This window comes from Sphingosinicella ginsenosidimutans (assembly GCF_007995055.1).
Taxonomy (GTDB): Bacteria; Pseudomonadota; Alphaproteobacteria; order Sphingomonadales; family Sphingomonadaceae; genus Allosphingosinicella; species Allosphingosinicella ginsenosidimutans.
In genome coordinates, this window is sequence record NZ_VOQQ01000001.1 from 1,806,020 (window position 1) to 1,822,767 (window position 16,748).

The 16,748-nt window shown below is 68.4% G+C and carries 20 protein-coding genes; 16 read left to right on the forward strand and 4 right to left on the reverse strand.

The features are described 5' to 3' along the window. Positions 1-3: 3 nt before the first annotated feature. Both FRZ32_RS09130 and FRZ32_RS09135 read right to left on the reverse strand, forming a co-directional pair. Positions 4-453: a flagellar motor protein gene (locus FRZ32_RS09130; protein WP_147043216.1), complete on the reverse strand. Its 450-nt coding sequence runs from the start codon at positions 451-453 to the stop codon at positions 4-6. Next, positions 450-1,127, reverse strand: coding sequence for a MotA/TolQ/ExbB proton channel family protein (locus FRZ32_RS09135; RefSeq protein ID WP_147043217.1), 678 nt, complete (start codon positions 1,125-1,127; stop codon positions 450-452). Before FRZ32_RS09135 ends, FRZ32_RS09130 begins: the two co-directional genes overlap by 4 nt. Positions 1,128-1,317: 190 nt before the next feature. Between FRZ32_RS09135 and flgB the strand changes: the two genes are divergently transcribed. The 14 genes from flgB to FRZ32_RS09205 all read left to right on the forward strand — a co-directional run bounded on the left by flgB (position 1,318) and on the right by FRZ32_RS09205 (position 13,122). Further along, positions 1,318-1,671, forward strand: a complete 354-nt coding sequence (gene flgB / locus FRZ32_RS09140; RefSeq protein WP_147043218.1) for a flagellar basal body rod protein FlgB — start codon at positions 1,318-1,320, stop codon at positions 1,669-1,671. Positions 1,672-1,684: 13 nt separating this feature from the next. After that, a complete protein-coding gene (flgC, locus tag FRZ32_RS09145) occupies positions 1,685-2,077 on the forward strand; it encodes a flagellar basal body rod protein FlgC (protein ID WP_147044403.1) in 393 nt (130 codons plus the stop codon). Continuing rightward, complete coding sequence (locus FRZ32_RS09150; protein WP_147043219.1) at positions 2,074-2,754, forward strand: flagellar hook assembly protein FlgD; 681 nt, start codon at positions 2,074-2,076, stop codon at positions 2,752-2,754. Before flgC ends, FRZ32_RS09150 begins: the two co-directional genes overlap by 4 nt. Positions 2,755-2,778: 24 nt before the next feature. Next, the gene (locus tag FRZ32_RS09155; RefSeq protein ID WP_147043220.1) at positions 2,779-4,065 is read left to right on the forward strand and encodes a flagellar hook protein FlgE; all 1,287 of its coding nucleotides are present in this window, start codon (positions 2,779-2,781) and stop codon (positions 4,063-4,065) included. A 23-nt stretch (positions 4,066-4,088) separates the two neighbouring features. Next, on the forward strand, positions 4,089-4,832 hold the full coding sequence (locus FRZ32_RS09160) for a flagellar basal body rod protein FlgF (protein WP_147043221.1): 744 nt from the start codon (positions 4,089-4,091) through the stop codon (positions 4,830-4,832). Between the two features lie 17 nt (positions 4,833-4,849). Beyond that, positions 4,850-5,638: a flagellar basal-body rod protein FlgG gene (flgG, locus tag FRZ32_RS09165; RefSeq protein WP_147043222.1), complete on the forward strand. Its 789-nt coding sequence runs from the start codon at positions 4,850-4,852 to the stop codon at positions 5,636-5,638. A 1-nt stretch (position 5,639) separates the two neighbouring features. Then, the gene (locus FRZ32_RS09170) at positions 5,640-6,293 is read left to right on the forward strand and encodes a flagellar basal body L-ring protein FlgH (RefSeq protein WP_243445241.1); all 654 of its coding nucleotides are present in this window, start codon (positions 5,640-5,642) and stop codon (positions 6,291-6,293) included. Between the two features lie 11 nt (positions 6,294-6,304). Continuing rightward, positions 6,305-7,408 carry a flagellar basal body P-ring protein FlgI gene (locus FRZ32_RS09175; RefSeq protein WP_147043224.1) on the forward strand — a complete coding sequence of 368 codons (1,104 nt, stop codon included), beginning with the start codon at positions 6,305-6,307 and terminating at the stop codon, positions 7,406-7,408. Further along, entirely contained in the window at positions 7,405-7,770 is a 366-nt protein-coding gene (locus tag FRZ32_RS09180; RefSeq protein WP_424141290.1) for a rod-binding protein, read from the forward strand. The genes FRZ32_RS09175 and FRZ32_RS09180 overlap by 4 nt, the downstream gene beginning before the upstream one ends. Next, complete coding sequence (gene flgK, locus FRZ32_RS09185) at positions 7,767-9,116, forward strand: flagellar hook-associated protein FlgK (RefSeq protein ID WP_158635887.1); 1,350 nt, start codon at positions 7,767-7,769, stop codon at positions 9,114-9,116. The genes FRZ32_RS09180 and flgK overlap by 4 nt, the downstream gene beginning before the upstream one ends. 11 nt (positions 9,117-9,127) lie before the next feature. Further along, complete coding sequence (locus FRZ32_RS09190; protein ID WP_147043226.1) at positions 9,128-9,970, forward strand: flagellin N-terminal helical domain-containing protein; 843 nt, start codon at positions 9,128-9,130, stop codon at positions 9,968-9,970. Positions 9,971-10,241: 271 nt separating this feature from the next. After that, positions 10,242-11,105 (forward strand): flagellar motor stator protein MotA, encoded by an 864-nt coding sequence (gene motA / locus FRZ32_RS09195; RefSeq protein WP_147043227.1) that lies wholly within the window; start codon positions 10,242-10,244, stop codon positions 11,103-11,105. Positions 11,106-11,117: 12 nt separating this feature from the next. Then, positions 11,118-12,074: a flagellar motor protein MotB gene (locus FRZ32_RS09200; protein WP_147043228.1), complete on the forward strand. Its 957-nt coding sequence runs from the start codon at positions 11,118-11,120 to the stop codon at positions 12,072-12,074. Between the two features lie 55 nt (positions 12,075-12,129). After that, positions 12,130-13,122: a GGDEF domain-containing protein gene (locus tag FRZ32_RS09205; RefSeq protein WP_147043229.1), complete on the forward strand. Its 993-nt coding sequence runs from the start codon at positions 12,130-12,132 to the stop codon at positions 13,120-13,122. Between the two features lie 4 nt (positions 13,123-13,126). Here the strand turns inward: FRZ32_RS09205 and FRZ32_RS09210 are convergent, their stop codons facing one another. Then, complete coding sequence (locus FRZ32_RS09210) at positions 13,127-13,558, reverse strand: RrF2 family transcriptional regulator (RefSeq protein ID WP_147043230.1); 432 nt, start codon at positions 13,556-13,558, stop codon at positions 13,127-13,129. Between the two features lie 66 nt (positions 13,559-13,624). Here FRZ32_RS09210 and FRZ32_RS09215 point away from each other — a divergent pair, with 66 nt between their 5' ends. Together FRZ32_RS09215 and FRZ32_RS15580 are read left to right on the forward strand one after the other, a co-directional pair. Then, entirely contained in the window at positions 13,625-14,113 is a 489-nt protein-coding gene (locus tag FRZ32_RS09215; RefSeq protein ID WP_192901887.1) for a group III truncated hemoglobin, read from the forward strand. After that, complete coding sequence (locus FRZ32_RS15580; RefSeq protein ID WP_243445242.1) at positions 14,110-14,709, forward strand: TehB family protein; 600 nt, start codon at positions 14,110-14,112, stop codon at positions 14,707-14,709. Before FRZ32_RS09215 ends, FRZ32_RS15580 begins: the two co-directional genes overlap by 4 nt. Here FRZ32_RS15580 and FRZ32_RS09230 read toward each other — a convergent pair. Next, positions 14,706-16,748 (reverse strand): response regulator, encoded by a 2,043-nt coding sequence (locus tag FRZ32_RS09230; RefSeq protein WP_158635888.1) that lies wholly within the window; start codon positions 16,746-16,748, stop codon positions 14,706-14,708. The genes FRZ32_RS15580 and FRZ32_RS09230 overlap by 4 nt on opposite strands.

The following is a 16,748-nucleotide window of genomic DNA, read 5'->3' on the forward strand; positions in this document are numbered from 1 at the left end:
CGCCTAGCGCCGGGAAACCACGATCCGCTGGTCGCCCGGCCCGGCCGCTTCATCGAAGGACACGGCGATGGCGCGCTCGTCCAGCCCGGCGGCGCGCAAGGCGCGGGAGACCGCGACGCTGCGCGCGGCGGCGAGCTCGAACCGGTCGAGCCGGCCGCCGCCCTCGCCAAGGCCCCGGCTCGAGACACGGACGTTGCCGCCGCGAAGTTGCGGGACAAGGGCGGCGATCCGGGCGCGGCCGGCCTCGGTCAGCCGCGCCTCGCCCGGCTCGAACAGGCTGGCGGCGTCGAGTTCGGCCGTCGGGACGGGGCCGGCCGCGGCCCCGGGCGCCGCGCCGGCGCTCCCGGTCGGCCGCGCGGCCTCGACGGCGTGCAGGAAGACGAAGCAGCCGAGCAGGAGCAGCAGCAGATCGGCGAAGCTGATCGCCCAGCGCGCGGAGACGGCGTCCTTCATGCGCTTTGCGCGAAGCGCCGGCTGCGCCACTGCCGGATCGCGTCATCCTCCTGGCGCGCGAGGATTTCGAGCCGGCCGATGACGCGCTCCTGCCAATGCAGCTCCGCACGCGACAAACGCTCGAGCCGCGCCGCGATGGGGCCGGCGATCACGAAGGCGATGAACAGGCCGTAGAGCGTCGTCAGCATCGCCGTCGCCATCGCCGGCCCCATCGCCGCGACGTCGTGCATCCGCGCGAACATCGCGACGAGCCCGAAGACCGTGCCGATCATGCCCATCGCCGGGCCGATCTCGCTCGCCGATCGCCACAACCGGATCGCGCCCTCGTGCCGGGCCCGGCGATCGTCCAGATCATCGCGCGCCCAGGCGGCGAACGTCTCGCTGCCGTCGGCCTCGGCGAGGCGGCAGGCGGCGCGGCGCACGAAATCGACCGGCGTCTTCACGCGGTCGGCGCAGACGATGCCTTTATATTCGGAAATGCGCTGGATCTGGCGCACGGCGCGCTCGGCGGTGCGGCCGTCCTCTTCGGGCCGGGCGCGAAGCAGCGGGCGCAAGGCGGCGATCGCGCGCCGGGCGTCCGCGGCGGTCGCCTGGACGATGACGGCGAGGCCGGTGCCGCCGAAGACGAGGAGGAAGGCGACGGGATCGAAGAAACGCTCGAACAGGCCCGACATCCCGATCCTCCCCGCACCGGCAAGAAAGTGCCGGCCCCGGCAAAAACTTGCCGGTCCTCACACGAAACACGCTTCGGCAGGGGCGCACGGCCAGCGCGCAACGAGTTGGCACGATCATTGCGTGTGTCGGGCCGGACGCCCCTGCCTGTCAGAATAACGACGGGTGCGGGCGAAGCTTTAGGAGGTTTCGATGGCCCAGGGCGACAGCCTGTTCGGCATCCACGGCACCGCGCTGGCGCTGCGTTCGCAGCGCCTGTCGCTGCTCGCATCGAACATCGCCAACGCCGCGACGCCCGGTTACCAGGCGCGCGACATCGATTTCAATTCGGCGCTCGACATGGCCCAGCGCGGCTATGGCGCCGATCGGGCGGCGTCCCAGTCCGTCCAGTACCGGATTCCGACCGAGGCCTCGATGGACGGCAACACGGTCGAGCTTTCCACCGAACAGACGCTCTTCGCGGAGAATGCGGTCCAGTACCGCACGACGCTGGCCTTCCTCGAAGGCCGCATCTCCACGATCCGGCGCGCGCTCAAGGGGGACTAGGATGAGCAGTCCGATGAACGTCTTCGATATCGCCGGGCGCGCCATGTCGGCGCAGCTGATGCGATTGAACGCGACCGCATCGAACCTGGCCAATGCCGGCTCGGTCTCGGGCAGCCGCGAGACCGCCTTTCGCGCGCTTCGGCCCGTCTTCCGCACCGTCGAGGACAGCCCCGGCGTCGCCACCGTCCAGGTCGACCGCGTCGTCCAGGCCAATATCGAGCCGACCCGCCGCCACGATCCCAATCATCCGCTCGCGGATGCCAATGGCGACGTATGGGACGCCGGCGTCGATCAGTCGGCCGAGCTCATCGATATGGTCGAGGCCGCTCGCCAGTACCAGAACAACGTCCAGGTCCTCCAGACCGCCAAGACCCTCACCCTCGACACATTGAAGCTCGGACAATGACCAGCACGGACACCAGCAATTCGCTCGGGTCGCTCACCGATCCGACCAGCGCCTCGACGACGGTCAATTCGTCGGCGATGTCGCAGCTCAACCAGAACGATTTCCTGCGGCTGATGACGACCCAGCTCACCACCCAGGATCCGTTCAATCCGGTCGACAACACGCAGATGGTCGCCCAGATGGCGCAATTCTCGCAGGTCGCCGGCATCGCGCAGATGAACCAGAGCCTGCAGCAGCTCGTGACCTCCATGGGCGGCAATCGCATTTCCGATGCGGCGAGCTGGATCGGCCGGTCGATGCTCGTCCAGTCCGACATCGCGACGCCGCTCAGGGACGGCAGCTATTCCGGCGCGGTCAGCCTTCCCAACGGCGCCGACAGCGTCACGATCAACTTCGTCGACGCCAACGGCCAGGTCGTCCACAGCCAGAGCGCGACCGATCAGGTCGCCGGCACCATGCCCTTCGCATGGGACGGCAAGGACGATGACGGCAATGTCGTCGCGACCGGCCCGCTCTCGATCCAGGTCGTCGCTCGGGTGAACGGACAGAACACCTCGCCGGCCACCGCCACCTGGACATCGATCGCCGGCATCCAGTCGCCCGCCAATGGCGGCGCCACCCAGCTCGTCACCGGGCTCGGCATCCTTTCACCCGAAGACGCGATCCGTCTCGCCTGACCGATTACCAAAGGAGCATCCGACATGTCCTTCTACACCTCGCTCTCCGGCCTTCGCGGCGCGCAGACCGATCTTTCGGTCATTTCGAACAACATCGCGAATGTCGGCTCGATCGGCTTCAAGCGCAGCCGCGCCGAATTCGGCGACATCATGCCGCCGTCGACGACGACCGCGGGCCAGGGCACGCGGCTCAAGTCGATCGAGCAGCAGTTCACGCAGGGCGGCTTCGAAACCTCTGAGCGCGAGCTCGATCTCGCCATTTCGGGCACCGGCTTCTTCGTCACGCGCGACGCGCTGACCGCCGGCTCGACCTATTTCTCGCGCAACGGTTCGCTGAAGGTGGACGGCCAGCGCTACCTGGTCGATTCGAACGGCGGCTACATCCAGGTGCTGCCGGTCGATACCGAGGGCAACATCACGGCGACCGGCCTTGGCGCCGCCCGCAACATCCAGCTTCCGCTGACCTCGGGCACGCCGCGCGCGACCTCGCTGCTCAGCCTCGGCGTCAGCCTGCCGCAGACCGCGGACAAGCCCGATACGCGCGCCGTCTACAATCCGGGTCACCCCTACACGTTCGACCGGCTCGACGCGAACAGCTACAATTTCTCGCAGCAGACCACGGTCTATGACAGCGAGGGCAACGCCCAGGCGGCGACGCTCTATTTCGTGCGAACGGGATCGACCACCGCCGGCGACGCCGCCGACACGTGGGATGTCCACCTGTTCGTCGGCAACGAGGAAGCCTCGGCGAGCGGCTCGACCCCGGTCGTCCCGCTCCAGCTCACCTTCGATGCCAGCGGCAACCTCACCTCGCCGACGACCTCGACGACATTCAGCTCCGTCCTGCCGTCGGGCGCCTCGGCGCCGATCGCGCTGACGGTCGATCTCGGCACCGCGACCCACCAGGGCCCGGGCACCTTCTCGGTCGATTCGGTGAACCAGGACGGCGTCGCCTCGGCCAAGTTCAGCGACGTTTCGATCGGCGAGGATGGGCTCATCACCGCGGTCTTCTCCGATGGCAGCACGCAGGCGCTCGGCAAGCTCATCATCGCCAATTTCTCCAACCCGGCGGGTCTTCGCCAGCAGGGCGACGGCCGCTGGACCATCACCGGGGACAGCGGCGCTGCGATCATCGGCCAGGCCGGCAATGACGGCTTCGGCCGCATCCAGACCGGCGCGCTCGAACAGTCGAACGTCGACGTGACCGAAGAGCTCGTCTCGCTGATCGCGGCGCAGCGCAATTTCCAGGCGAATGCCAAGGCGCTCGAGACCGCGAACACGATGACCGATTCGATCATCAACCTGCGCTGAGGATGAAAAGGGACCGCTGACCGATGGACCGGATCGTCCATACCTCGCTCTCGGCGCTTCGCGCCGCGATGGCTGCCCAGACGGCGACGGCGCACAACCTCGCCAACGCCAACACGCCGGGCTTCCGCGCGGACATGGCGTCGGCGCGTGCCCTGTGGATCCGGGGCGCGGGCCTGGAGGCGCGCGCGCCGGCTTCGGAAGAGGTCGTCGCCGCCGACATGAATGCGGGCGAGATCCATTCCACTGGGCGCGGCCTCGACGTCGCCATGCAGGGCGATGCGATGCTCACCGTCCAGGCGGCGAATGGCGAGGAGGCCTATTCCCGCCGCGGCGATCTGCAGCTCAACGATTCCGGGCTGCTCACCACCGGCGACGGCCATCCCGTGCTCGGCGATTCCGGGCCGATCACCTTGCCGCCCGCCGATTCGATGCGGATCGCCGAGGACGGCACGATCTGGATCGTCCCGCCCGGCGGCGATCCGGGCCAGCCCCAGCAGGTGGACCGGCTGAAGCTGGTCTCGCCCGCCGGCTCGCAGATCGTGAAGGGCGTCGACAATCTGTTCCGCGTGCCTAATGGCGGCGCGCTTCCGTCCGATCCCGGGGCGCGGCTCACCGCCGGCAGCCTCGAAGGATCGAACGTCCAGACCAGCCAGGCGCTGATCGACATGATCCAGGCGAGCCGCGCCTGGGATACGCAGCTCAAGCTGATTTCCACGGCCCGCGACATGGATACCGCGGCCACGGATCTCATGCGGCTGCCCGGATAGGTTCAAGGAGAAGGACTATGAGCACCGCCGCCCTCGACGTCGCCCGCACCGGGCTCGACGCACAGGACCAGCGCATGCGCGTCATCGCCAACAATCTGGCGAACGTGAACACGACCGGGTTCAAGCGCGACCGCGCCGAATTCCAGACGCTGGCCTATCAGCTGATGACCGCGGCCGGCGCCAATTCGGCCGGCGACAATCGCTATGCGGTCGGCCTCAACCTCGGCACCGGCGTGCGGATGACCGGCACCTCGCGCGAGGTGACGCAGGGCACGATGAACAATACCGGCAACCCGCTCGACATGGCGATCGAGGGCGAGGGCTATTTCCAGGTGACGCGCCCGGACGGCACCCTTGCCTATACCCGCGCCGGCAATTTCCATCTCTCGCCGGAAGGCAAGATCGTCACCTCCGACGGCATGCCGCTCCAGCCGGAAATCCAGATCCCGGACAATGCCCAGTCGATCACGATCGGCGCCGACGGCACGGTTTCGGTGACGCTGCCCGGACAGGCGGATCCGAGCCAGGTCGGCAAGATCGACATCTCGCGCTTCGCCAATCCGGCGGGCCTGCAGGCGATCGGCAACAATCTCTACATGGAGACCGCGGCCAGCGGCACCGCCCAGACCGGCGGCGCGACCGAGGAAGGCCGCGGCGCGATCCGCCAGTCCACGCTCGAGGCGTCCAACGTCAACGTCGTCCAGGAGCTGGTCGACATGATCGAGACGCAGCGCGCCTATGAGGTCAATTCGAAGATGATCCAGTCGACCGACGAGATGCTGCGCAATGCGAACCAGCAGATCTAAGATGCGCCGCGCCGCTCTTCTCGCCTGCGCCGCCGTGCTGCTCACCGCCGCGCATCGGCCGCGCGTGCCGGAACCGGATTATCATCCGGTGCTCCCGGTCGCGCCGCCGCCGCCGCCCGCGAACGGATCGATCTTCCAGGCCTCGCAGGGCTTCACCCCGCTGACGAGCGGCGCCCGCGCCGGCGCCGTCGGCGACGTGCTGACGATCACCCTCGTCGAGCGCACCCAGGGGCAGAGCACGACGACGTCGCAGACCGCCCACACGGGCAGCATCGGCCTCACCCCGCCGAGCACCGGCCCCCTGTCGCTCTTCTCCCCGACCGACGCGTCGGCCGGCGGCAATTCGACCTTCCAGGGGAGCGGTCAGACCGCCCAGGCGAACAGCCTTGTCGGCGAGATCAGCGTCACCGTGGCGGAGGTGCTCCCGAACGGATCGCTGGTCGTTCGCGGCGAAAAGCAGCTTCGGATCAATCGCGGCAACGAATCGATCCGCCTGTCGGGTATCGTCCGCCCGTCGGACATCGGCCCGGACAATCGCGTGCCATCGACGCGTATCGCCAACGCGCGGATCGATTATGTCGGCCGCGGCGAGATCAGCCGCGCCAGCCGCCAGGGCTGGCTGCAGCGCTTCTTCACCATGCTCAGCCCGTTCTGAGGAACCCCGCCATGATCCGTCGCCTGCTTCTCGCCCTTGTCCTCTGCCTTGCCGCGGCCTCGCCGGCGGCGGCGCAGATGACGCGCATCAAGGACCTCGGCTCGTTCCAGGGCGTGCGCCCGAACCAGCTCGTCGGCTACGGCATCGTGGTCGGGCTCGCCGGCACCGGCGACGACAATCTCGAATATGCGACGCAGGGGATGAACGGCGTCGCCTCGCGCTTCGGCCTCACGCTGCCGCCCGGCGTCAATCCGGCGCTCAAGAATGCGGCGGCGGTGATGGTGACGGCGGACCTGCCGCCCTTCGCGCGGCCGGGCCAGGTGCTCGACATCACCGTCTCGGCGCTCGGCCGGGCGCGTTCGCTTCGCGGCGGCACGCTGATCCTCACCCCGCTGCGCGGTGCGGACAACCAGATCTACGCGATGGCGCAGGGCAATCTCGCCGTCGGCGGCCTCGGCGTCACCGCGCAGGACGGCAGCCAGGTTTCGGTCAACGTGCCCTCGGCCGGCCGCATCCCGGGCGGCGCCACGGTGGAGCGCGCGGTCGACACCGGCTTCGCGACGGCGCCGGGCCTCGTCTTCAATCTCAGCGAATCCGATTTCACCACCGCGGAACGGGTCGCCAATGCGATCAATTCCGGCCTCGGCCAGCCGATCGCGCGTGCGATCGACGGCGTGTCGATCGCGATCGAGGCGCCCCTGGGGGCGGAGGTCCGCACCTCGCTGATCAGCCGGATCGAGAATCTTCCGGTCCAGCCGGCCGACGCGCCGGCGCGGGTCATCGTCAACGCGCGCACCGGCACGGTCGTGATCAACGGCGCGGTTCGGATCAGCCCGGCGGCGGTCAGCCACGGCCGGCTCACCGTCGCGGTCCAGGAAAATCCCACCGTGGTCCAGCCGGCGCCGCTCAGCAACGGCCGCACCGCCGTCCAGCAGCAGAGCAATATCGAGGTCACCGAGCATCGCTCGCCGATGTTCGAGCTGCCGCAGGGCGCGAGCCTTGCCGACATCGTCCGCGCGGTGAACGCGATCGGCGCGGCGCCGTCCGATCTGGTCGCGATCCTCGAAGCGCTGAAACAGGCGGGCGCGCTGCGCGCCGATCTGGTGATCCTGTGAGCGCGCAGATCGGCCCGGCCTATTCGCTCGCACCGGGGGCCAACGGCCCGATCGGCGCGCAGCAGGACCCGCGCGATCGGCTGCGCACGGCCGCGCAGCAGTTCGAGGCCGTGTTCCTGCGCCAGATGATCGGATCGATGCGCCAGGCCAAGCTGGCCGACAACTGGCTCGACAGCAGCGCCACCGATCAGTTCCAGGAAATGGCCGACGCCCGGCTCGCCGACAGCATGTCGCAGCAGGGGGCGTTCGGCATCGCCCAGATGCTGATCTCGCAGTTCGAACATCAGCTCGGCGGCGGCCAGCCCCAATCGTCCGGCGGCGACACGCGGCCCGGCGCCGACAGCAATGGAGCACGTTCGTGAGCGATCTTCTCGCCATCGGCTCGTCCGGCCTCTCGGCCTATCGCAACGCCCTGTCGGCGGTCGGCGAGAATGTCGCCAATGCCGACACGCCCGGCTATTCGCGGCGCACCGTCAGGATGCAGGCGGTGGACGCCACCGGCAGCATGCCCTTCTACAAGGACCAGGTCGTCTTCGGCGGCGTCGAGACGGTGGGTGTCCAGCGCGCCTGGGACGAGTTCAAGGCGGCGGAAGCGCGCCAGGCCGATTCGGCGGCTGGACGGGCGGACACGCGCCAGCAATGGCTCGGCGCGGTCGAATCCGCGCTCGACGACGGGCCGACCGGGGTCGGCTCCACGCTGACGCGCTTCTTCGCCTCGGCGACGACGCTCGCCGGCGATCCCGGCGATCCGCTCAAGCGCTCGCAGATGTTGACCGCGCTCGAAGATACGACGCGCGCCTTCCGCTCGACCGCCGATTCGCTCTCGCGCGTGTCGGACGGCATTGCGAGCGCCGCGAAGCTCGACGTCGATTCGGTCAACGCCTCGCTCGCCGCGCTCTACAATCTCAACGGGACGATCCGCACCGCATCGCCCGGCAGTTCCGCGCGCGCCTCGCTCGAGGACCAGCGCGACCAGCTGATCGACCAGCTGTCGCAGAAGCTCGACATCACCGCGACGATCAACGGCGACGGCACGGTCAGCCTCAATTCGGCCAGCGCGTCGGGGGTGTCCCTCCTCCAGGGCACAGGCCCGGGCTTCGTCACCATGAATCGGGCGACCGACGGGCGACTCGCCTTCACCCTTTCGATCGGCGGTTCGACGACGCCGCTTCCGGTCGGCAGCGGCACGCTGTCCGGCTATGCCGATACCGCGTCGCAGACCGCGGATCGCCGGGCGCAGCTCGACGCGCTCGGCGCCGATTTCGTCGCGACGATCAACGATTGGCAGGCGGGCGGCATCGACGCCAACGGCAATCCGGGGGCGGACCTGCTCAGCCAGGCCGGCGGCGCGACCACCATGCAGATCGCCGTTGCCGATCCGGCTCTGATCGCCGCCGCCGGCACCGACGGCACCGCCAACGGCAATCTGATCGCGCTCGACGGCGTGCGCGCCTCGGCGGGGCTCGAGGACCGCTGGGGCGGCATCGTCTCGCAGAACGCGCAGGTGCTTGCCTCGGCCAAGTCCGAAGCCGCGGCCGCCGACAGCTGGCGTGATTTCAGCAAGGCCGCGCTCGACGGGGTCAGCGGCGTCGATCTCGATCGCGAGGCCGCCGATCTGCTTCGCTATCAGCAGGCCTACAGCGCCTCGGCCCGGATCATCCAGGTCGCGCGCGAAACCGTCCAGTCCCTGTTCGATGCGCTGCGTTAGGACGTGATACCATGATCAGCGGCACCCGTTACAACCTGACCCTGGAGATCAACCGGCAGCTCTCGCTGGCCCAGCAGATCGCTTATGGCCAGGCGCAGATCTCCACCACGAAACGCCTCCAGGCGCCGTCGGACGACCCGGTCGCCGCCGCGCGGATCGCGCAGATCGGCATCACCCAGGTCAATGAAAGCGCCTGGAACACCAATCTCGCCAATGCCGCGGCCGCCGCGTCGCGCGCCGATACCGCGCTCGGTGCCGTGGAAAATGCGCTGGGCCGCGCCAACGAGCTGATGATCTCGGCCGCGAACGGCACGCTTTCGGCGGCGGACCGCTCGACGATCGCGCTCGAACTGCGCTCGATCGCCGACGAGCTGTCGGCGCTCCAGGTAACCAAGGATTCGCGCGGCAACGATCTCTTCCCGTCGAGCGCGCCGACCCAGATCCCGGTCGGCGACGGCCTGACCATCGCGGCGGTGGGGACCAAGGCGGACATTTTCCAGGTCGATACCTCTTCGGGCCCGCAGGACATGGCCGCGATCATCGGCGCCGCCGCCGATGCGCTCGATGCCAACGATCCGGCGGCGATCGGCCAGTCGCTCGACGATATCGGCGCCGCCGTGCAGCATGCCGCGACCGAGCATGGCAAGCAGGGCGCGCGCGGCAACCGCATCGACCAGTTCATCGACGGCCTCGCCGACAGCGGCCTCCAGCTCAAGGAGGAGCGCTCCGGCCTCGAGGACACCGACGTGACCGCGGTGGTCGCCAAGCTCCAGTCGCAGGAGCTGACGCTTCAGGCGGCACAGGCGGTCTTCGCCAGGGTCAACCAGCACACCCTGTTCGACCTGCTCGGCTAGAGCCGTCCGCGCGCAACGCGAGCCTCCCCGCCCTGCTGGCAGGGGAGGGGGAATTTTCGAACTTCGATGGGACAGGCTCGTGTTCGGCGGATTGGCTGCGTTCGGCCGCCGGGCGTGCGGAGGCACGCAAATCCGCCCGAAATTCCCCGAAATCCGCCGGAAAAATCGGGGTTTATCGGCCGTTAACCGTAAAGTCCGGCCGCCCGCCACCGTTAAATCCCAATAGGCCGGGGGCTTCGCGCCCTCACGCAAGCTTCTACGCGGGGATTCCATGTTCGCAGCGGTTGGCATCATTGTCGTCATTGTCATGGTGTTCGGCGGCTTCATTCTCGGTGGCGGCAGCATCGGCGTCATCGCGCACGCGCTGCCGCTCGAATTCCTCGTCATCGGCGGGGCCGCCGTCGGCTCGACCGTTACCGGCAATTCGCTGAAGGAACTGAAGGCGCTGGGCGGCGGCCTGATCCGCGTCTTCAAGGGCCCGACCTACCAGAAGCGCGATTTCCTCGACGTCATCTTCCTCGTCTCCAAGCTGATGAAGATGCTGCGGACCGACGGCCCGGTCGCGGTCGAGCCGCATATCGAGGATCCGAAGTCGAGCGCGATCTTCGCCGACTATCCAAAGCTCCTCAAGGACGACACGCTCGTCCACCTGATCTGCGACACGCTGCGCCTGGTGGTCGTCTCGTCCGGCACCCTCGATCCCCATGCGGTCGAGGAGGTGATGGACAATGCGATCAAGACCCATCACCACGACGCGATCCGGCCGGCGGCGACGTTGCAGACGCTGGCGGACGCGCTTCCCGCGCTCGGCATCGTCGCGGCAGTGCTCGGCGTCGTGAAGACGATGGCCTCGATCGATCAGCCGCCGGCGATCCTCGGCGAGATGATCGGATCGGCGCTGGTCGGAACTTTCCTCGGCGTCCTGCTCGCCTATGGCTTCGTCGGTCCGTTCGCGAACCGGGCCAAGCAGGTGATCGAAGCCGACGGCGCGATCTACCAGGTCGTCAAGCAGATCGTCATCGCCTCGCTCCACGGCCACCCGCTTCCGCTGGTGATCGAGGCGGCCCGCTCCGGCATCCAGCATTCGAACCAGCCGGCCTTTGCCGACGTGTTCGATGGCATGCGCGGCCGGTAAGGGACCAAACTCATGGCGACCCGCGCCAAACCCGGACGCAACGAGCCCGCGCCGCAGCCGATCATCGTCAAGAAGGTGGTCGAAGCCGCGCACGACGCCCATCACGGCGGCGCGTGGAAGATCGCCTATGCCGATTTCGTGACCGCGATGATGGCCTTCTTCCTGCTCCTGTGGATCATCGGCGCGACCGACGAGAACAAGAAGCGCGGCCTTGCCGATTACTTCACGCCGACCCTGATCGAATATAAGCAGGACAGCGCCGGATCGGATGGCATCCTTGGCGGCGATTCAATCATCTCGGCGGACAATTATCCGCACCGGGCGACCCAGACGGGATCGCGCGCGATCGTGGTCCCGCGCGACGTAACCGGCGGCGTCCGCGAAGGCGAAGCGCCGCGCACCGAGGATCATCAGCGCTTCATGCAGCTGCGCGAGGAGATTCTGCGCCGCATCCAGTCCGATCCGAACCTGCGCCAGCTTCGCAACCATGTCAGCTTCACCGAGGATGACGAGGGCCTTCGGATCGACCTGATGGACGAAGCGGATTTTTCGATGTTCCGGGTGGGCACCGACGTGCTGCTGCCCCAGGCGCGCGCACTGGTCGCGCAGGTGGCGAGCGTCATCCAGGGCGTGCCCAATCAGGTCGTGGTGCGCGGCCACACCGATTCGCTGCCTTATTCGTCGGGCCAGACGATGAACAACTGGATGCTCTCGACCGCGCGGGCGGAAAGCACCCGGGCGGCGCTCCAGTCCTCCGGCGTCCCGGTCACGCGGATCAGCCGCATCGAGGGCGTCGCCGATCGCGAACCGTTCGTCCCGAACGACCGCTACGATCCGCGCAACCGCCGCATCTCGATCACGCTGGCCTGGCGATCGGCCGGAGCGGTGGCCCGGCCCGCGACGAATGGGCCCACGGCGGCCGGTCCCGCGGGCCCGGCGACCGGGAACCCCGTGGTGAGGGCGCATTAACCAATCTTCGCTAGCGTCACCAGGCATAGGCAACCGCGCGGCACGAGGCGAGGGAATGGACAGCCAGGCGCTCTATCGGGACATCGGACGTTTTTTCGCACAGCATGGGCTGTGGCCGACCCCGCAGAACTACGCCCTCGTCTACCAGGTCCTCGTCGACGGCCAGTCGCCCGCCGCGCAGGCGGTCAAGGCGGCGACGAGCGACGGCGTGCGCCTCACCCAGCGCGAGGCGGACCAGATCATGGACACGCACGGCGTCGCGACCGCCGCGGCGCCGCCGCGGCAGGACGCGGCCAGCGCCGCGCTGATCTCGGCGACCCGGCGCCAGGTGGAGGAATTCACCGCGATCGTCGAAGCCTCGCAGGCTCAGGCGAAGAGCTATGGCGAGGATCTCGCCGCCGGCGCCCGCCAGCTCGAGGAATCGGGCGACGCCGATCAGGTCGCGACGCTGATCGGCATCACGCGCGCGATGGTCGAACGCACCCAGCAGGCCGAGCAGCAGCTCGATGCGGCGCGCAGCGAGGCTGAAAATCTCCGCACCAGGCTTGCCGAGGTCTCGGAGGAGGCGCGGTCCGATCCGCTCACCCATCTCCCCAACCGCCGCGCGTTCGAGGAACGCTATGCCCTGCTTCAGCAGGAGAGGATCGAGGTCAGCCTCGCCATTTGCGACGTCGACAAGTTCAAGCGCATCAACGACACCTATGGCCATGGCGTCGGCGATCGGGTGCTTCGCTCAGTCGCCGGGCTGCTGCGCGAATGCTGCGACGGCCATATGGTGGCGCGCCTCGGCGGCGAGGAGTTCGTCGTCCTGTTCGAGCGGATGGAGCCAGGCCAGGCCGCCGCGATCCTCGACGAAGCGCGCGAGACGCTGGCCGAAAAGAAGTTCCGCCTGCGCGAGAATGACGCGCCGATCGGCCAGGTGACCTTCTCCGCCGGCGTCGCGCGCGGCAGCCATCCGCTCGGCACCCCCGCGCTCCAGCGCGCCGACGAACTGCTCTACATCGCCAAGAACGAGGGCCGGAACCGGGTCTGCGTCGAGCCCGCCTGAGCCGTCAGACGGCGGCGGGCGTCATGCCGAGCAATGCCGCAAGGCCGCGGCGCTGCGACAGAAGGTCCGCGAGCGTGTAGCGATCGAGCACCGCCATGAAGGCGGCCAGCGCCTCCTGCATGGCGACGGTCAAGCCGCAGGCTGGCGCGATGATGCAGCCGCCGCATTCGAGCAGGCCGAAGCCCTCCTCGGTATGGCGCACGATCGCGCCGACATTGATCTCGGATGGATCGCGGCCAAGGCGGATGCCGCCGTTGCGCCCGCGCACGCTGGCGACATGGCCCGCGCGGACGAGGTCGTTCACCACCTTCATCAGATGGTTTTGCGAGATGCCGTAGGCCCGGGCGATCTCGCCGATCGCGCACAAGCGATCGGGCCGCGCGCCCAGGTAGAGCAGCACGCGCATCGCATAATCGGTGTAGCGCGTCAGGCGCATCGGCTCCTCGAACGGTTGGCCGCGCATAATATGTATTGCGGTTGCATGTTTCAAATTCGGTGATACATGCGCCGCAGATACATGATTTCGGAGCGAGTCGTGCAGGGGATCGAAACCGTGGCCGGGATCGACGAGGCCGGCCTCACCCGCCTCGTCCATCTCTTCTACAGCCGGGTCCGCGAGGATGAGGCCCTGGCGCCGGTGTTCGATGCCGCCATCGCCGAGGCGGATTGGCCGCACCATCTGGGGAAGATGGTCGCCTTCTGGTCATCGGTGATGCTCACCAGCGGACGCTACAAGGGCAATCCGATGATGATGCACCTGAAGCACAAGGCGCGCATCACGCCGGCGCTGTTCGGCCGCTGGCTGGCCCTGTGGGCGAAGACCGCGGACGAGGTGATGCCGCCGGCGGCCGCGGCCGCGCTCAAGGCCAGGGCCGAGCGGATCGCCGAGAGCCTCCAGCTCGCCCTGTTCTTCCGAATCGATCCGGCCGGGACGCCGGCGCCCTTCGTCGATCATGGCGTCCAGCGCCTTTCGCATGGCCGCCTGACATGACGCGCTGGCTGCCGGTCTGGCTCAGGACGGCCCTGGCGGCTTCGGGCGACCGCGCTTTCTCCGAATTCCTTCGGATGATGGCGTGGATCGCGCTCGCCGGGGTGATCATGGTGGCCCTCGCGCTCGGCTATCTGTCGCTGTTCGGGCCGCTCCATCTCCACATGGTGGTCGCCACCATCCTCGGCGTGTTCTTCTCGGTCCTGATCGGCTCCGGGCTGTTCGCCGCCGCGTTCTTCAGCGACAAGAGCGGCCACGACGAGCGGGTGGACAATGCGACCCGATCGGCCCGCGCGCGCATGCCCAATCCGGTCGATCTGCCGCCCGGTCTCGCCCCCTATCGCCGGTCCGCGACCTTCACCGAGGCGACGGTGCCGGCCGCGCTCCTGCGCGATCACGACAGCAAGGAGGGCAGCTGGGGCCTCATCCATGTCGAGGCCGGCGCGCTTCGCTACCGGATCACCGATCCGAGGCGCGCCGCGTTCGAGACGATCCTGTCTCCCGATACCGCGCCGGGGCTGATCGAACCGACGATCCGTCACAATGTCGAGCCGGTCGGCCCGGTGCGGTTCCACATCGAGTTCTGGCGGGCGTCCTAGCCGGTCGATCCGCGGCCCTGGCGGATCGCTCGGTCCATCTGCTCGATCGAGAACGGCTTGGTGAGGACGATCGCCTGGTCGAGGTCCGGCGGCATCGACGATCCCTCGGCATAGCCGCTGATGATGATTCCCGGCAGATCGGGGCGCAGCCGCCGGGCCTGCCGGAGCACCTCGTCCCCTGAAATCACCGGCATCGCATAATCGGTGACGATGAGGTCGTAATCCGCGCCGTCGCGTTCCAGCCGCCGGAGCGCGGCGCGGCCGTCGCCTTCGGCATCGACCTTGTGGCCGAGATCGCGAAGCATGCCGGCGGTGGTCTCGCGAACCGCGTCGTGATCGTCGACCAGCATGATTCGCAGCGCCGGCGTGCCCGAAGGCGCCGCCTGGGGCGCTGGCGGCGCCGGCGTCCGTGCCTCCGTCCGCGGCGCGCGCGGCAGCCACAGCGAGATGCGCGTGCCCTTGCCGACCTCGCTCCGGATCTCGAGCGCCCCGCCGGACTGGCGCGCGAACCCGTAGACCATCGACAGGCCGAGCCCGGTCCCCTTGCCCACTTCCTTGGTGGTGAAAAAGGGCTCGGTCACCTGCTCCAGGATTTCCGGCGGGATGCCGGTGCCGTGATCCTCGACGCTCAGCACGACATAATTGCCCGGGCGCAGGTTGTGCGGATTGCCGCTGCGCGCGCGGCGGTTGGCGGCGCCGAGGATGATGCGGCCGCCCTGCGGCATCGCGTCCCGCGCGTTGATGACGAGGTTCATCAGCGCCAGCTCGAGCTGGGTGGCGTCCGCATAGGCCGGCCAGGGCTGCCCGGCGATGCGCCATTCGAGCTCGACCAGGCCGCCGAGCGTATGGGCGAGAATGTCGGTGAGCGCGTTGGCGAGGCCGGTGATATCGATCTCGGCGGGCCGCAGCTGCTGGCGGCGCGAGAAGGCGAGCAGGCGGCTGACCAGCTCCGAACCCTGTTCGGCGGCGTGGCGCGTCATGCCGAGGATCTTGCGATGCTCCTCCTCCAGCGGCAGGCGCCGCTCGATCAGGCCCAGCCCGCCAAGCACCGCGGCCAGCAGGTTGTTGAAATCGTGGGCGATGCCGCCGGTAAGCTTGCCGATCGCATCCATCTTGTGCGCCTGGAGCAACTGGGTCTCCAGCTCCTTGCGATCGGTGACGTCGAGCAGCGATCCGGCGAACTGCGCCGGCGCGCCATTCTCGCCGCGAAGCAGCACGGCCTGGTCGAGAAAGTGGCGATATCTGCCGTCGCCGCAGCGCCAGCGATATTCGATCGACATTCCGCCGGACTGAATACGCTCGCTCAGCGCCCGCAGCACGCGCTCGCGATCTTCCGGATGCAACCGCTCCGCCCACAAGTTGGGGGCGTCGGCCAGCGAGTCGAACGAAAAGCCGGTCACCGCCTCGAAATTGCCGCCGACGAACTGCGGCAGGCGCGGATCGGATTCGGCCGCTTCGAGATAGAGGAGGATCGGCAGCGACTCGATGATCGCCGCCTGCCGCTGCTCGGTGACGCGCAGCTTCTTTTCGGCGCGCAACCGCTCGGCATTGGCGCGAAGATTGGCGTCCAGCAGCGCCTGTTCGTGTTCGGCCTTGCGCTGGACCTCGCGATGCATCCGGAACAGATCGACGAACACCGCGACTTTCGATCGGAGCACCACCGGCTCCACCGGCTTGAACACATAATCCACCGCGCCCATCGAATAGCCGCGCAGCAGATGCTCTTTCTCCTTGTTGACCGCGGAGAGGAAGACGATCGGAATTCGGCGCGTCTGTTCGCGGCCGCGGATGATCTGGGCGGTCTCATATCCGTCCATGCCCGGCATGAAGACGTCGAGCAGGATGACTGCGAACTCGCCCCTCAGCAGGTGTCTCAGCGCCGCGTCGCCCGACGAGGCGACCTCGATATCGGCGAGGTCTTCGAGCACGGTGCGGATCGCGAGCAGATTATGCTCGTCATCATCGACGACGAGGACGCGCGGTCGCTCCTCGTCCCCGGCGTCGGTGGCGCCGGCCTCGGCGGGGCGTGTCGTCGCCAT

Coding starts and splice junctions, on each gene's coding strand:
- FRZ32_RS09130 (WP_147043216.1), bottom strand. CDS start 453: ATGAAGGACGCCGTCTCCGCGCGCTGGGCGATCAGCTTCGCCGATCTG.
- FRZ32_RS09135 (WP_147043217.1), bottom strand. CDS start 1,127: ATGTCGGGCCTGTTCGAGCGTTTCTTCGATCCCGTCGCCTTCCTCCTC.
- flgB (WP_147043218.1), top strand. CDS start 1,318: ATGGCCCAGGGCGACAGCCTGTTCGGCATCCACGGCACCGCGCTGGCG.
- flgC (WP_147044403.1), top strand. CDS start 1,685: ATGAACGTCTTCGATATCGCCGGGCGCGCCATGTCGGCGCAGCTGATG.
- FRZ32_RS09150 (WP_147043219.1), top strand. CDS start 2,074: ATGACCAGCACGGACACCAGCAATTCGCTCGGGTCGCTCACCGATCCG.
- FRZ32_RS09155 (WP_147043220.1), top strand. CDS start 2,779: ATGTCCTTCTACACCTCGCTCTCCGGCCTTCGCGGCGCGCAGACCGAT.
- FRZ32_RS09160 (WP_147043221.1), top strand. CDS start 4,089: ATGGACCGGATCGTCCATACCTCGCTCTCGGCGCTTCGCGCCGCGATG.
- flgG (WP_147043222.1), top strand. CDS start 4,850: ATGAGCACCGCCGCCCTCGACGTCGCCCGCACCGGGCTCGACGCACAG.
- FRZ32_RS09170 (WP_243445241.1), top strand. CDS start 5,640: ATGCGCCGCGCCGCTCTTCTCGCCTGCGCCGCCGTGCTGCTCACCGCC.
- FRZ32_RS09175 (WP_147043224.1), top strand. CDS start 6,305: ATGATCCGTCGCCTGCTTCTCGCCCTTGTCCTCTGCCTTGCCGCGGCC.
- FRZ32_RS09190 (WP_147043226.1), top strand. CDS start 9,128: ATGATCAGCGGCACCCGTTACAACCTGACCCTGGAGATCAACCGGCAG.
- motA (WP_147043227.1), top strand. CDS start 10,242: ATGTTCGCAGCGGTTGGCATCATTGTCGTCATTGTCATGGTGTTCGGC.
- FRZ32_RS09200 (WP_147043228.1), top strand. CDS start 11,118: ATGGCGACCCGCGCCAAACCCGGACGCAACGAGCCCGCGCCGCAGCCG.
- FRZ32_RS09205 (WP_147043229.1), top strand. CDS start 12,130: ATGGACAGCCAGGCGCTCTATCGGGACATCGGACGTTTTTTCGCACAG.
- FRZ32_RS09210 (WP_147043230.1), bottom strand. CDS start 13,558: ATGCGCCTGACGCGCTACACCGATTATGCGATGCGCGTGCTGCTCTAC.
- FRZ32_RS09215 (WP_192901887.1), top strand. CDS start 13,625: ATGCGCCGCAGATACATGATTTCGGAGCGAGTCGTGCAGGGGATCGAA.
- FRZ32_RS15580 (WP_243445242.1), top strand. CDS start 14,110: ATGACGCGCTGGCTGCCGGTCTGGCTCAGGACGGCCCTGGCGGCTTCG.
- FRZ32_RS09230 (WP_158635888.1), bottom strand. CDS start 16,748: ATGGCGACGACACGCCCCGCCGAGGCCGGCGCCACCGACGCCGGGGAC.